We start from the raw sequence: 13,128 nt of genomic DNA on the forward strand, positions 1-13,128 counted from the left end.
AAGGGCTGGCGCGAGCGGGTGTTTGAAATAAAGGAATTTGCCATGACGACGCTCACCAACCTGCTGGACTTCGATCCCGCGCAACTCGTCGCCTACTGCGCCGAATTGGGTGAGAAACCGTTCCGCGCCAAGCAGCTGCAGCGCTGGATCCACCAGTTCGGCGCGTCGGACTTCGACAGCATGACCGACCTGGCCAAGTCGCTGCGTGAAAAGCTGAAAACCCGCGCCGAAGTGCGCGCCCCGGCCATCGTCAGCGACAAGACCGCCAGCGACGGCACCCGCAAATGGCTGGTCGACGTCGGCAACGGCAACGCGGTCGAGACCGTGTTCATCCCGGAAGAAAACCGCGGCACGCTGTGCATCTCCACGCAAGCCGGCTGCGCCGTCAACTGCCGCTTCTGCTCGACCGGCAAGCAGGGCTTCAACCGTAACCTCACCGTGGCCGAGATCATCGGCCAGCTGTGGATGGCCGAGTTCGAGCTGCGCCGTACCAAGGGCATCGAGCCGGGCCCGAAGGGCGAACGCCAGATCACCAACGTGGTGATGATGGGCATGGGCGAGCCGCTGCTGAACTACGAACCGACCGTCACCGCGCTCAAGATGATGCTCGACGATAACGCCTACGGCCTGTCGCGCCGCCGCGTGACGCTGTCGACCTCGGGCGTGGTGCCGAACATCGACAAGCTGGCGCAGGACGTGCCGGTGGCGATGGCGGTGTCGCTGCACGCCTCGAACGACGCGCTGCGCGACATCCTGGTGCCGCTGAATAAAAAATACCCGCTGCGCGAACTGATGGCGGCCTGCAAGCGCTACCTGGAATTCGCGCCGCGCGACTTCATCACCTTCGAATACTGCATGCTCGATGGGTTCAACGACTCCGACGAGCATGCGCGCGAACTGATCGCGCTGGTCAACGACCCGGTGGTCGGCGTGAACTGCAAGTTCAACCTGATCCCGTTCAACCCGTTCCCGGAATCGGGCCTGTTCCGCTCCAAGAACCCGCGCATCAAGGCCTTCAGCGAAGTGCTGATGAACGCCGGCATCGTGACCACCGTGCGCAAGACGCGCGGCGACGACATCGACGCCGCCTGCGGCCAGCTGGCGGGCGAGGTCAAGGACCGCACCCGCGTGGCCGAGCGCATGGAAAAGATGGCCGAATACCAGAAGAAGTTCGGCGCCGACTTCGGCCGCATCGTGGAGATCCCGACCTGATGCGCCGCGCCGCCGCACTCGCGCTGCCCTTGATCCTGACCCTGGCCGCTTGCGCCGGGTCCGGTTCGGGCGCCGGCACGACCGCGCGCGGCGAACTCAAGACCGCCTCGGACCAGACCGCGCTCGAAAAGCGCGCCAACATCCGCCTGCAGCTGGCGGTCGGCTACTACCAGGAAGGCAAGCTCGAGATCGCGCTGGACGAGATCAAGCAGGCGATCGCGGCCGACCCCGACTATGCCGACGCCTACGGCGTGCGGGCGCTGATCTATACCGCGATGGGCCAGCTGCCGCTGGCCGACGACAACTACCAGCATGCGCTGCGGCTGGCGCCCGGCAACCCGGACCTGTCGAACAACTACGGTTCGTTCCTGTGCCAGTCGCTGAACCGCCCGCAGGAATCGTTGCGCTATTTCGATGCCGCCATCAGGAACCCGAGCTACCAGACGCCGACCAGCGCGCTGGTGAACGCGGGCGTGTGCAGCATCAAGCAAAAGAATTTCGACGCGGCCGAGCGCTACCTGCTCGACGCCCTGCGTCTGAGCCCCGACCTGGAGCCGGTCAACGCCGGCCTGGCGCGGGTGTACTACGAGCGGCGCGACATGACCCGCGCCGGATTCTTCATTAACCGCCTGATCGAGACAGCCAAACTGGAGACGCTGTCGGCCGATGCGCTGTGGCTTGCCATGCGCGTCCAGCGCAAGCTGGGCGACCGCAGCCACGAAGCGAGCCTGGCCGCGCAGCTGCGGCGCCGCTTCCCCGGATCGCCCGAGTATGCGGCGTTCGAGCGCGGGGCTTTCGACGAATGAGAAAAGGACAAGGACGAGCACAATGAACGAGCACGCAGACCAGCCGGCCACGCCGGGCAACCAGCCCGGCATTCCTGGCCAGACCCTGCAGTCCCAACGCGAAGCGATGGGCTGGACCGTGGAGCAGGTGGCCGACCAGCTGAAGCTGGCGCCGCGCCAGGTGGTGGCGCTGGAAGCCGGCGATTACGCCTCCCTGCCGAGCCCGGCCGTGACGCGCGGCTTCGTGCGCGCCTACGCCAAGTTGCTGCGCATCGACGCCGCGCCGCTGGTGTCGATGATCGAGCTGAACATGCCGCCCGAAGCCCAGGCCGGCGCCAACGCCACCGCCAGCGCCAACCTGCGCCGCGAGCAGCGTCCGGCCGCGTTCTCGGAAACCCGGTTCCCGATCGGTGGCCGCCGCAACCGCTTGCCGCTGGGCTGGATCGCCGCCGTGGTGGTGGTGGCCGGCGCCGCCGTCGCCGCCTGGCAGCTGGGCGCGATTCCCGGCACCGCCCAGCATGACGCGGCCGAGGCCAACCACGTGCTGGAAAACCCGGTCGGCACGGCGGCGCCGAACGGCGTGGCCGTCCCGGCCGGCGCCACCTCGGGCGCAGCCCAGCAGGACCAGTTGCTCAATCCATCGGTGCCGCTGATCTCGGTGCCGTCGCCGGCCGGCGAGGGCGCGCCGTCGAACCCGGCCCCGGCCGCCGCTCCGGGCGCCACACCGGCCACCACCGCGCCTGCAGCCCCGGTCACCACGCCGGCGCCCACCCCGGCGCCCGGCGCGCCGACCGCCGCCACCGTGACCGCGAACGCGCCCGCCGTCGCGACGCCGGTGGCCGCCACCGCTCCTGCCGCCGCCGCTGCTGCGCCTGCCGCTGCCGGCGCCAACACCCTGGTGCTGAACGTGCGCGAAGATTCCTGGGTCCAGGTCGCGCCCGCCGGTGGCGGCCGTCCGCTGATCTCGCGCCTGGTGAAAGCCGGCAGCACCGAATCGATCGAACTGAACGGCCCGGCGACCCTGGTGGTCGGCGCCCCTGGCGGCGTGAGCGCAACCCTGCGCGGCGCCAATGTTCCGCTGCCGCAGCAGCCGGGCAAGACGGTCGCGCGCGTGGCACTGAAATAAACAAGGGAATCCAAGCCTGATGATCTCTCCGAACCAAGTCTCCGAGCTGACCCCGACCGACGCCGCCATCCCGTCCGGCCCGCTGGCGCGCCGCGCCAGCCGCAAGGTCGCGGTGTCGCACGGCGCCCGCACCGTCTGGGTCGGCGGCGACGCCCCGGTGGTGGTGCAGTCGATGACCAACACCGACACCGCCGACGCGATCGGCACCGCAATCCAGGTCAAGGAACTGGCGCGCGCCGGTTCCGAGATCGTGCGCATCACGGTCGACACCCCGGCCGCGGCGGCCGCCGTGCCGGCGATCCGCGAACAACTGGACCGCATGGAAGTCGACGTGCCGCTGGTCGGCGATTTCCACTACAACGGCCACCTGCTGCTGCGCGACTATCCGGAATGCGCGCAGGCGCTGTCGAAATACCGGATCAATCCGGGCAACGTGGGCCAGGGCGCCAAGCGCGACACCCAGTTCGCCCAGATGATCGAGATCGCCGCCAGGTACGACAAGCCGGTGCGCATCGGCGTCAACTGGGGCTCGCTCGACCAGTCGCTGCTGGCGCGCATCATGGACCAGAACGCCGCGCGCGCGAATCCGTGGTCGGCCCAGGCCGTGATGTACGAAGCATTGATTACCTCGGCGATCGAGAATGCCGTGCGCGCCGAAGAAGTCGGCCTGGCGCGCGACAAGATCATCCTGTCGTGCAAGGTGTCCGGCGTGCAGGACTTGATCGCGGTCTACCGCGAGCTGGCGCGCCGCTGCGATTACCCGCTGCACCTGGGCCTGACCGAGGCCGGCATGGGCAGCAAGGGCATCGTCGCCTCGACTGCGGCGCTGTCGGTGCTGTTGCAGGAAGGCATTGGCGACACCATCCGCATTTCGCTGACCCCGGAACCGGGCGGCGACCGCACCCGCGAAGTGGTGGTCGGCCAGGAAATCCTGCAGACCATGGGCCTGCGCAAGTTCACGCCGATGGTGATCGCTTGCCCGGGTTGCGGCCGTACTACCTCGACCGTGTTCCAGGAACTGGCCGACAACATCCAGAGTTTCCTGCGCGAGCAGATGCCGGAGTGGAAGAAGACCTATCCGGGCGTGGAAGCGATGAACGTGGCCGTGATGGGCTGCATCGTCAACGGTCCAGGCGAATCGAAGCACGCCAACATCGGCATCAGCCTGCCCGGCACCGGCGAATCGCCGGCCGCGCCGGTGTTCGTCGACGGCCAGAAATTCGCGACCCTGCGCGGCGAGCGCATCGTCGACGAGTTCAAGACCATCGTGCTGGATTACGTGCAGAAAAACTATAGCCGCGAGGCGGCGACCCAATAATATGCATCGTAGGGTTGACGGCTCCGCCGTCGACGCGGTGGTAGTTTGCAGCAAGATCATCCGGCGCGAAATCGGCGCCGGTCACTATCACCGCGTCGACGGCAGAGCCGTCGACCCTACGCGAATCACGAGATAACCCTATGTCCAAACCAGAAAAAATCGTCGCCATCAAAGGCATGAACGACATCCTCCCGCAAGACGCACCGCTGTGGGAGCTGTTCGAGAACACCACCGAAACGATCCTGAAAAGCTACGGCTACCAGAAGATCGTGACCCCGATCGTCGAGGAAACCCGCCTGTTCTCGCGCGCCATCGGCGCCGTGACCGACATCGTCGAAAAGGAAATGTATTCCTTCGAAGACTCGATGAACGGCGACCAATTGACCCTGCGCCCGGAAGGCACCGCCAGCGTGGTGCGCGCCGTGCTCGAACATAACCTGGTCTACGACGGCCCGCGCCGCCTGTGGTACAAGGGCCCGATGTTCCGCCACGAGCGTCCGCAGCGCGGCCGCTACCGCCAGTTCTTCCAGTTCGGCGCGGAAGCGGTCGGCTTCTCGGGCCCGGACATCGATGCCGAGCTGATCATGATGTGCCGCCGCCTGTGGGACGACCTCGGCATCCAGAACGTGCGCCTGGAGCTGAACTCGATCGGCAATGCCGAAGAGCGCGCCCGTCACCGTACCGACCTGATCGCCTACCTCGAGAAGCACGAAGACATCCTCGATGCCGAAGCCAAGCGCCGCCTGCACAGCAACCCGCTGCGCATCCTGGACACCAAGAACCCGGCGATGCAGGAGATGGTCAACGGCGCCCCGCGCCTGCTCGACTACCTGGGCGAAGAGTCGCTGGCGCACTTTAATGGCGTCAAGAACATCCTGGACCGCGCCGCCGTCCAGTACACCGTCAACCCGCGCCTGGTGCGCGGCCTGGATTACTACAACCGCACCGTGTTCGAGTGGGTCACCGACGAGCTGGGTTCGCAGGGCACCATCTGCGCGGGCGGCCGCTACGATCCGCTGATCGAAACCTTCGGCGGCAAAGCCACGCCGGCGGTCGGCTTCGCGATGGGCATGGAGCGCATCATCGAGCTGATGAAGGCGATGGGCGAGCCGGCCCAGCCGAACCAGTGCGACGTCTACATGGTGCACCAGGGCGAAGAAGCGCGCATGCAGGCCTTCATCCTGGCCGAGCGCATTCGGGATGCCGGCCTGGATGTTGTGTTACATTGCGCAACGCCGGCCGGCGCGGGCAGCTTCAAGAGCCAGATGAAGAAGGCCGACGGCAGCGGCGCGGCGTTCGCCGTGATCATCGGCGAGGACGAGATCGCCAACAACGTGGCGGCCATCAAGTCGATGCGCGGCGCGGCCGGCGAGCAGCAGCAGACCAGCGTGCCGTTCGAGGAAGTGGTCGATCACCTGGTCGACCAGATCATCAGCGGCGGCGGTCATGACCACGATCACGACCACGATCACGGCCACGTGCACTACCATCCGTAATCAGTCCACAACAGCAATCCGAACCTTTCAATAAAAGAAGACGCACATGGCATACGATCATCAAGAACAGGAACAGCTCGATTCCTTCAAGGCGTTCTGGTCGAAGTACGGCAGCATCATCACCTGGGTGCTGATCATCGCGCTCGGTTCCTACGCCGGTTTCAACTACTGGAAATCGCACAAGCGCAACCAGTCGGTCGAAGCCTCGGCCCTGTACGACGAGCTGCAGACTGCGATGATCGCCAACGACAATGCCAAGGTGCAGCGCGTGGCCGGCGACATCCGCGCCAAGTACGACGGCACCGCCTACGCCCAGATGGCGGCGTTCGGCGCCGCCAAGGCCGCCTTCGAAGCGAACGACCTGAAGACCGCCAGGGCGCAGCTGCAGTGGGTGGTGGACAACGGCAACGACGAATACAAGTCGATCGCCCGCATCCGCCTGGCCGGCGTGCTGCTGGACGAAAAAGCCTACGATGAAGCGCTGAAGGTGCTGAACGGTAACGTGCTGCCGCAGTTCGCCGCCGAAGCCAACGACCGCAAGGGCGACGTGCTGGTGGCGCAGAACAAGCTGAAGGAAGCGCGCGAAGCCTATGTCGCGGCGATCGCGGCCATGGATGCGAGCAATCCGGGCCGCCAGGTCGTGGTGATCAAGCTCGAGTCGATCGGCGGCACCGCCCCGGCCGACAAGAACGCGGAACAACAGAAGGCGGCGCAAAAGGCAGCCGCATAACAATCGCGCACGAGATGGCCCGCGCACGCCCTATGGCGGCGCGGGCTTTGCGTCCTCTATAGTCCAGGAACAAGGTAGAAGAAAATGCGTATTAGCAGGAAGCTTGTTGGTGTCGGCGTACTGGCCCTGATGACGGGTTGCTCGACCCTGAGTTCGCTCAATCCGTTTGGCGACAAGGATAAGGCCGACCAGCCGGCCAAGCTGGTCGAACTGAAGGGCACGATGGCCGTGCGCACCGCATGGAAACTCGACATCGGCAAGTCGGAGGGCTACCAGTTCTCGCCGGCGCTGACCGGCAACACCCTGGTCGTGGCCAGCGGCGCCGGCCACATCGCGCGCGTGGAAGCGGCCGGCGGCAAGCAGCTGTGGCGCATCAACACCAAGGAAGAACTGAGCGCCGGCGTCGGCACCGACGGCAACCTGATCGTGGTCGGCGGCGCCAAGGGCAAGCTGCTGGCCTTCGACATGGACGGCAAGCCGCTGTGGGACGTCCAGCTGTCGAGCGAGATCCTGTCGGCCCCGGTCGTGTCGCAAGGCATCGTGGTGGCGCGCTCGATCGACAACCGCATCGTCGGCTTCGACGCCAAGACCGGCGCCCAGAAGTGGATCGTGCAGAAGGTGGCGCCGCCGCTGACCCTGCGCACCGCGCCGGGCATGATCGTGGCCGGTACCGATGTGATCGTGGCCCAGCCGGGCGGCAAGCTGTCGGCATTGATCCTGGCCACCGGCGCCCCGCGCTGGGACGTCGAGGTCGGCGTGGCGCGCGGCGCCACCGAACTGGAACGCGTGACCGACATCGGCGGCGCCCCGGTGCTGTTCGAGAACGACGTCTGCGCGGTGTCGTACCAGGGCCGCGTCGGCTGCTTCGATCTCGGCACCGGCTCGGCGCGCTGGACGCGCGAACTGTCGTCCAGCGTCGGCGTCGCCGTCGACCAGCGCTTCGTGTTCGCCCCGGACGACAAGGGCGGGCTGAACGCGTTCGCACGCGACACCGGCTCGAGCAGCTGGAAGAACGACAAGCTGTCGTTCCGCCGCCTGTCGACGCCACTCTCTTATGGCCGCGCCGTCGCGGTCGGCGACTATGAAGGCTATGTGCACTTCCTGTCGCGCGAAGACGGCACTTTCCTGGCGCGCGCCGCCACCGATGGCAGCCCGATCGTGGGCACGCCGCTGGTGGCCGGCACGAACCTGATTTTTCAAACACAAAACGGAACAGTGACCGCGATCGCGGTCGAATGAATTAACACATGAAGCCGGTAATCGCACTCGTCGGTCGTCCCAATGTCGGGAAATCGACCCTATTCAACCGCCTGACCCGTTCGCGTGACGCGCTGGTGGCCGACCTTCCAGGCCTCACCCGCGACCGCCACTATGGCGAAGGCCGGATCGGCGAACGGCCGTTCCTGGTCATCGACACGGGCGGTTTCGAGCCGGTCGCCAAGGAAGGCATCATGCACGAAATGGCGCTGCAGACGCGCCAGGCCGTGGCCGAGGCCGACGTGGTCGTGTTCATCGTGGACGGCCGCCAGGGCCTGACCCCGCATGACAAGACCATCACCGACTACCTGCGCAAGAGCGGCCGCAGCGTCATGCTGGTGGTCAACAAGTCGGAAGGCATGAAGTACACTTCCGTCACCGCCGACTTCTACGAACTCGGCATGGGCGACCCGTACGTGATCTCGGCCGCCCACGGCGACGGCGTGCACGACCTGGTCAACGAGGCGCTCGACATCGCGTTTGCCAGCCGCCCGAACGAGCCGGAAGAACTGGAACCGGCCGACCACGGCTTCAAGATCGCCATCGTCGGCCGCCCCAACGTCGGCAAGTCCACCCTGATCAACACCTTGGTCGGCGAGCAGCGCGTGATCGCCTTCGACATGCCGGGCACCACCCGCGACGCGATCGAAGTGCCGTTCGAGCGCGACGGCAAGAAGTTCACCCTGATCGACACCGCCGGCATCCGCCGCCGCGGCAAGATTTTCGAAGCCATCGAGAAGTTCTCGGTGGTCAAGACCATGCAGTCGATCTCGGACGCCAATGTCGTGATCCTGCTGCTCGACGCCCAGCAGGACATCTCGGAGCAGGACGCCCACATCGCCGGCTTCATCCTGGAATCGGGCAGGGCGCTGGTGGTGGCTGTCAACAAGTGGGACGGCCTGCAGACCGACCAGCGCGACCAGGTCAAGAACGACCTCGACCGTAAACTCGATTTTCTCGGCTTCGCCAAGACCCACTTCGTGTCGGCACTGCGCGGCACCGGCATTACCCAACTGATGAAATCGGTCGAGTCGGCGTATGCCGCCGCCACCGCCAACCTGTCGACCCCGCGCCTGACGCGCGCGCTGCAGGAAGCGGTCGAGAAGCAGGAGCCGAAGCGCAAGGGCACCAGCCGTCCGAAGATGCGCTACGCCCACCAGGGCGGCCAGAACCCGCCGATCATCGTCATCCACGGCAATGCGCTGGAAGGCATTACCGAACCGTACAAACGCTACCTGGAAAAGCATTTCCGCGAGACGTTCAACCTGGTCGGCACGCCATTGCGCATCGAACTGCGCAGCGGGAAAAATCCGTTCGCCAAGGATTGAAACCAACAGGCTAGGGGCCCGATGTGCGGCCCCTAGCAGTACGACAAAAAGTGGCAAAACAGGTTACAGTAGCTCAGAGCACGCATTCGCCATCGCGGAATGTAGCCCAAGACCTTGAAATCCGGCAAAACGCCTCAAACTTTTAACTACAACAACATTACGGAGCTGTCATGAGCAACAAAGGGCAACTGTTACAAGACCCATTCCTCAACGCCTTGCGCAAGGAACACGTCCCTGTCTCGATCTACCTCGTCAACGGTATCAAACTCCAGGGCCACATCGAATCCTTCGACCAATACGTCGTTTTGCTTCGTAATACCGTGACCCAGATGGTCTACAAACATGCCATTTCCACCGTCGTGCCGGCCCGCGCCGTCAACCTTAACCTCGATTCCAACGAAGCCGAGTAAGGCCGATGGCTGACGCCCCCGGCACTCCAACCCTGCGCGCAGCGCTGGTCGGCATCGACTTCGGGACTGGCGACTTCGCCGCCAGCCTCGAAGAGCTGTCGCTGCTTGCGCGTTCCGCCGGCGCCGAACCGATCACCACGATCACGGCGAAGCGCTCCAGCCCCGACCCCGCCCATTTCGTCGGCAGCGGCAAGGCCGACGAAATCGCCCTCGACGCCAAGTCGCAGGGCGCAGAAATCGTCATCTTCAATCACGCCCTGTCGCCCGCCCAGCAGCGTAACCTGGAGCGCCGCCTCGGCCTGCGCGTGATCGACCGCACCAGCCTGATCCTCGACATCTTCGCCCAGCGCGCCAAGAGCCACGAGGGTAAATTGCAGGTCGAACTGGCCCAGCTGCAGCACCTGGCCACGCGCCTGATCCGCGGCTGGACCCACCTTGAACGCCAGAAGGGCGGTATCGGCCTGCGCGGGCCCGGCGAAACCCAGCTCGAGACCGACCGCCGCCTGATCGGCGAACGGGTCAAGATGCTGCGCGCGCGCCTCGGCAAACTGCGCAAGCAACACGAAACCCAGCGCCGCCAGCGTGGCCGCAACAACACTTTCTCGGTGTCGCTGGTCGGCTACACCAACGCCGGCAAGTCGACCCTGTTCAACACCCTCACCAAGGCCGGCGTGTACGTGGCGAACCAGCTGTTCGCCACGCTCGACACCACCAGCCGCCGCATGTACCTGGGCGACGAGGCCGGCAGCGTGGTGATTTCCGACACCGTTGGCTTCGTGCGCGAACTGCCGCACCAACTGGTGGCGGCGTTTCGCGCCACGCTCGAGGAAACCATCCACGCCGACCTGCTGCTGCACGTGGTCGACGGCTCGTCGCCCGCGCGCATGGAGCAGATCGAGCAGGTCAACGAGGTGCTGCGCGAGATCGGCGCCGATCACGTGCCCCAGATCCTGGTCTGGAACAAGATCGACGCCGCCGGGCTGGAGCCGGCGGTCGAGCGTGATGAGTATGATAAGATCAGCCGGGTTTTCATCAGTGCCCACAGCGGCGCCGGCCTGGACTTGCTGCGCGAGGCCATCGCCGAAGCCGCCAAGTCCGTGCAACGCGAGCCGTACGGAGCAGCGTTCGAAGCGCAAGAATACGAAGAGCAGGACGACCCCCTCGGGCTCGACGACGACGACGACGAGAACGCCGAGCGTCCTGCCGACAATATGCCAACTTCCAACCATGTCAGGCCCCATTAGCCTATGTTTGTTTCTATACTAAAAAGATTCGGCGTCAAGTTGTCGCTGAACGATCCACGCTGGGGCCGTAACCCGGACGACGACCGCAAGGCGCAGGAAGGCCGCCGCCCCGGCGACGGACCGCCCGACCTCGACCAGATGTGGCGCGACTTCAATGCGCGCCTGAACCGCATGTTCGGCGGCCGTGGCAACAACGGCGGCGACAACAACGGCGCGCCGGGCCGCGGCGAAATGCGCGGCGCCGGCATCGGCGCCGGCGTGGTCGCCGTCATCGTCGGCCTGATCTGGCTCGCCAGCGGCGCCTTCATCGTGCAGGAAGGCCAGACCGGCGTGGTCACCACGTTCGGCAAGTTCAGCCACTCGACCACGCCGGGCTTCAACTGGCGCTGGCCGTATCCGTTCCAGGCGCACGAGACCGTCAACGTGTCGCAGATCCGTACCGCCGAGATCGGCTATCGGGGCACCGTGCGCAACAAGCAGCCGCAGGAAGCGCTGATGCTGACCGACGACGAGAACATCATCGACATCCAGTTCGCGGTGCAATACACCCTGAAGGATCCGGTGGCGTGGCTGTTTAACAACCGCGAGCGCGACGACACCGTGCGCCAGGTGGCCGAGACGGCGATCCGCGAAGTGGTCGGCCGTAACAAGATGGACTTCGTGCTGTACGAAGGCCGCGAGCAGGTCGCGACCGACGTCCAGACCATGATCCAGCAGATCACCGACCGTTATGCGCTGGGCGCCCTGATCACCAACGTGACGATGCAGGGCGTGCAGCCGCCGGAGCAGGTGCAGAGCGCCTTCGACGACGCCGTGCGCGCCGGCCAGGACCGTGCCCGCGCCCGCAACGAGGGCGAGGCATATGCCAACCAGATCATCCCGGCCGCCCGCGGCCAGGCCTTCCGCCTGCAGCAGGACGCCGAGGCGTACCGCTCGATGGTGGTCGAGAACGCGACCGGTAACGCTTCGCGCTTCGACCAGGTGGTGGCAGCCTACTCGCGCGCTCCGGCCGTGACGCGCGACCGCATGTACATCGACACCATGCAGCAGATCTTCACCAGCACCACCAAGGTGATGGTCGACTCGCGCGCCGGCAACAACATGCTGTACCTGCCGCTGGATAAGCTGATGCAGCAGGTGCAGGCCAACGACGCCGCCATCGGCAGCAAGTCGGGTCCTGTACAAGTACAAGGAGGGGTGCCATCGTCGGCGCCGACCGCCGAAGTAACCCAAGCCATGGATGCGGTGCGCGAGCGCGATTCGCGCAGCCGCGATTCCTCACGTGACCGGGAGAGCCGCTGATGAACCGCCTTGTAACTTTATTCGTGGCGGGCTTCATCGCACTGATGCTGCTGTCGTCCACCATCTTCGTCGTCGACCAGCGCCGTTTCGCGATCGTATTCGCGCTCGGCCAGGTGAAGGAAGTGATCGCCGAACCGGGCCTGCACTTCAAGCTGCCGCCGCCGTTCCAGAACGTGCTGTACCTGGACAAGCAGATCCTGACGCTCGACACGCCCGACGCCGACCGCTTCATCACGGCCGAGAAGAAGAACATCCTGGTCGATGCCTTCGTCAAGTGGCGCATCATCGATCCGCGCCTGTACTACGTCAGCTTCACCGGCGACGAGTCGCGTGCGCGTGACCGCATGTCGCAGATCATCAAGGCGGCGCTGAACGACGAGATCACCAAGCGCACCGTGCGCGAAGTGATTTCCGGCGAGCGCGCGGCGGTGATGGCGGCGGTGCAGGCCAAGGTCGTGGCCGAGGCCAAGGAGATCGGTGTCGGCATCGTCGACGTGCGCCTGAAGCGCGTCGACTACATCGACCAGATCAATAACTCGGTGTACGAACGCATGCGCGCCGAGCGCGTGCGCGTGGCCAACGAACTGCGTTCGACCGGCGCCGCCGAATCGGAACAGATCCGCGCCGACGCCGACCGCCAGCGCACCGTGATCATCGCCGAAGCGTTCCGCGACGCCGAGAAGATCAAGGGTGACGGCGATGCCAAGGCTTCGCAGATCTATGCCGATTCGTTCGGCAAGAACCCGGAGTTCGCCAAGTACTACCGCTCGCTCGAGGCCTATCGCGCCAGCTTCAAGGATCGCAGCGACGTGCTGGTGGTGGATCCGAGCTCGGAATTCTTCAAGTACATGAAGGCCCCGGCGGCGGGACGCTAAGCGCTGGCCAGTCGTGCTCACGAAAGGGCTCTTGCGAAAGCAAGG

Annotated in this window: 12 protein-coding genes; all 12 read left to right on the forward strand. The window is 65.6% G+C overall.

The features are described 5' to 3' along the window. Positions 1 to 42 precede the first annotated feature (42 nt). The 12 genes from rlmN (at position 43) to hflC (ending at position 13,083) form a co-directional block, all read left to right on the forward strand. The gene (gene rlmN, locus QPK27_RS04825) at positions 43 to 1,212 is read left to right on the forward strand and encodes a 23S rRNA (adenine(2503)-C(2))-methyltransferase RlmN (RefSeq protein ID WP_290417074.1); all 1,170 of its coding nucleotides are present in this window, start codon (positions 43 to 45) and stop codon (positions 1,210 to 1,212) included. Beyond that, positions 1,212 to 2,018: a type IV pilus biogenesis/stability protein PilW gene (gene pilW, locus QPK27_RS04830; protein ID WP_290417075.1), complete on the forward strand. Its 807-nt coding sequence runs from the start codon at positions 1,212 to 1,214 to the stop codon at positions 2,016 to 2,018. Before rlmN ends, pilW begins: the two co-directional genes overlap by 1 nt. Before the next feature lie 22 nt (positions 2,019 to 2,040). Then, positions 2,041 to 3,123, forward strand: a complete 1,083-nt coding sequence (locus tag QPK27_RS04835; RefSeq protein WP_290417076.1) for a helix-turn-helix domain-containing protein — start codon at positions 2,041 to 2,043, stop codon at positions 3,121 to 3,123. A gap of 19 nt (positions 3,124 to 3,142) precedes the next feature. Then, positions 3,143 to 4,441 carry a flavodoxin-dependent (E)-4-hydroxy-3-methylbut-2-enyl-diphosphate synthase gene (gene ispG / locus QPK27_RS04840; RefSeq protein ID WP_290417077.1) on the forward strand — a complete coding sequence of 433 codons (1,299 nt, stop codon included), beginning with the start codon at positions 3,143 to 3,145 and terminating at the stop codon, positions 4,439 to 4,441. A 140-nt stretch (positions 4,442 to 4,581) separates the two neighbouring features. Beyond that, positions 4,582 to 5,937, forward strand: coding sequence for a histidine--tRNA ligase (gene hisS / locus QPK27_RS04845; protein ID WP_290417078.1), 1,356 nt, complete (start codon positions 4,582 to 4,584; stop codon positions 5,935 to 5,937). Positions 5,938 to 5,983: 46 nt separating this feature from the next. Then, positions 5,984 to 6,667, forward strand: coding sequence for a tetratricopeptide repeat protein (locus QPK27_RS04850; RefSeq protein WP_290417079.1), 684 nt, complete (start codon positions 5,984 to 5,986; stop codon positions 6,665 to 6,667). 84 nt (positions 6,668 to 6,751) lie between these two features. Next, complete coding sequence (gene bamB, locus QPK27_RS04855; RefSeq protein WP_290417080.1) at positions 6,752 to 7,906, forward strand: outer membrane protein assembly factor BamB; 1,155 nt, start codon at positions 6,752 to 6,754, stop codon at positions 7,904 to 7,906. 8 nt (positions 7,907 to 7,914) lie between these two features. Continuing rightward, the gene (gene der, locus QPK27_RS04860) at positions 7,915 to 9,252 is read left to right on the forward strand and encodes a ribosome biogenesis GTPase Der (protein WP_290417081.1); all 1,338 of its coding nucleotides are present in this window, start codon (positions 7,915 to 7,917) and stop codon (positions 9,250 to 9,252) included. Between the two features lie 170 nt (positions 9,253 to 9,422). Continuing rightward, positions 9,423 to 9,662, forward strand: a complete 240-nt coding sequence (gene hfq, locus QPK27_RS04865; protein ID WP_005666255.1) for an RNA chaperone Hfq — start codon at positions 9,423 to 9,425, stop codon at positions 9,660 to 9,662. A 32-nt stretch (positions 9,663 to 9,694) separates the two neighbouring features. Next, positions 9,695 to 10,906, forward strand: coding sequence for a GTPase HflX (gene hflX, locus QPK27_RS04870; protein WP_290417239.1), 1,212 nt, complete (start codon positions 9,695 to 9,697; stop codon positions 10,904 to 10,906). Between the two features lie 3 nt (positions 10,907 to 10,909). Further along, positions 10,910 to 12,208, forward strand: coding sequence for an FtsH protease activity modulator HflK (hflK, locus tag QPK27_RS04875; RefSeq protein WP_290417082.1), 1,299 nt, complete (start codon positions 10,910 to 10,912; stop codon positions 12,206 to 12,208). Further along, a complete protein-coding gene (hflC, locus tag QPK27_RS04880) occupies positions 12,208 to 13,083 on the forward strand; it encodes a protease modulator HflC (protein ID WP_290417083.1) in 876 nt (291 codons plus the stop codon). Before hflK ends, hflC begins: the two co-directional genes overlap by 1 nt. Positions 13,084 to 13,128 lie beyond the last annotated feature (45 nt).

The organism is Massilia sp. YIM B02443 (genome assembly GCF_030411955.1).
Lineage (GTDB): Bacteria > Pseudomonadota > Gammaproteobacteria > Burkholderiales > Burkholderiaceae_D > Telluria.

Coding starts and splice junctions, on each gene's coding strand:
- hflC (WP_290417083.1), top strand. CDS start 12,208: ATGAACCGCCTTGTAACTTTATTCGTGGCGGGCTTCATCGCACTGATG.
- pilW (WP_290417075.1), top strand. CDS start 1,212: ATGCGCCGCGCCGCCGCACTCGCGCTGCCCTTGATCCTGACCCTGGCC.
- der (WP_290417081.1), top strand. CDS start 7,915: ATGAAGCCGGTAATCGCACTCGTCGGTCGTCCCAATGTCGGGAAATCG.
- QPK27_RS04835 (WP_290417076.1), top strand. CDS start 2,041: ATGAACGAGCACGCAGACCAGCCGGCCACGCCGGGCAACCAGCCCGGC.
- QPK27_RS04850 (WP_290417079.1), top strand. CDS start 5,984: ATGGCATACGATCATCAAGAACAGGAACAGCTCGATTCCTTCAAGGCG.
- hfq (WP_005666255.1), top strand. CDS start 9,423: ATGAGCAACAAAGGGCAACTGTTACAAGACCCATTCCTCAACGCCTTG.
- hisS (WP_290417078.1), top strand. CDS start 4,582: ATGTCCAAACCAGAAAAAATCGTCGCCATCAAAGGCATGAACGACATC.
- ispG (WP_290417077.1), top strand. CDS start 3,143: ATGATCTCTCCGAACCAAGTCTCCGAGCTGACCCCGACCGACGCCGCC.
- rlmN (WP_290417074.1), top strand. CDS start 43: ATGACGACGCTCACCAACCTGCTGGACTTCGATCCCGCGCAACTCGTC.
- bamB (WP_290417080.1), top strand. CDS start 6,752: ATGCGTATTAGCAGGAAGCTTGTTGGTGTCGGCGTACTGGCCCTGATG.
- hflK (WP_290417082.1), top strand. CDS start 10,910: ATGTTTGTTTCTATACTAAAAAGATTCGGCGTCAAGTTGTCGCTGAAC.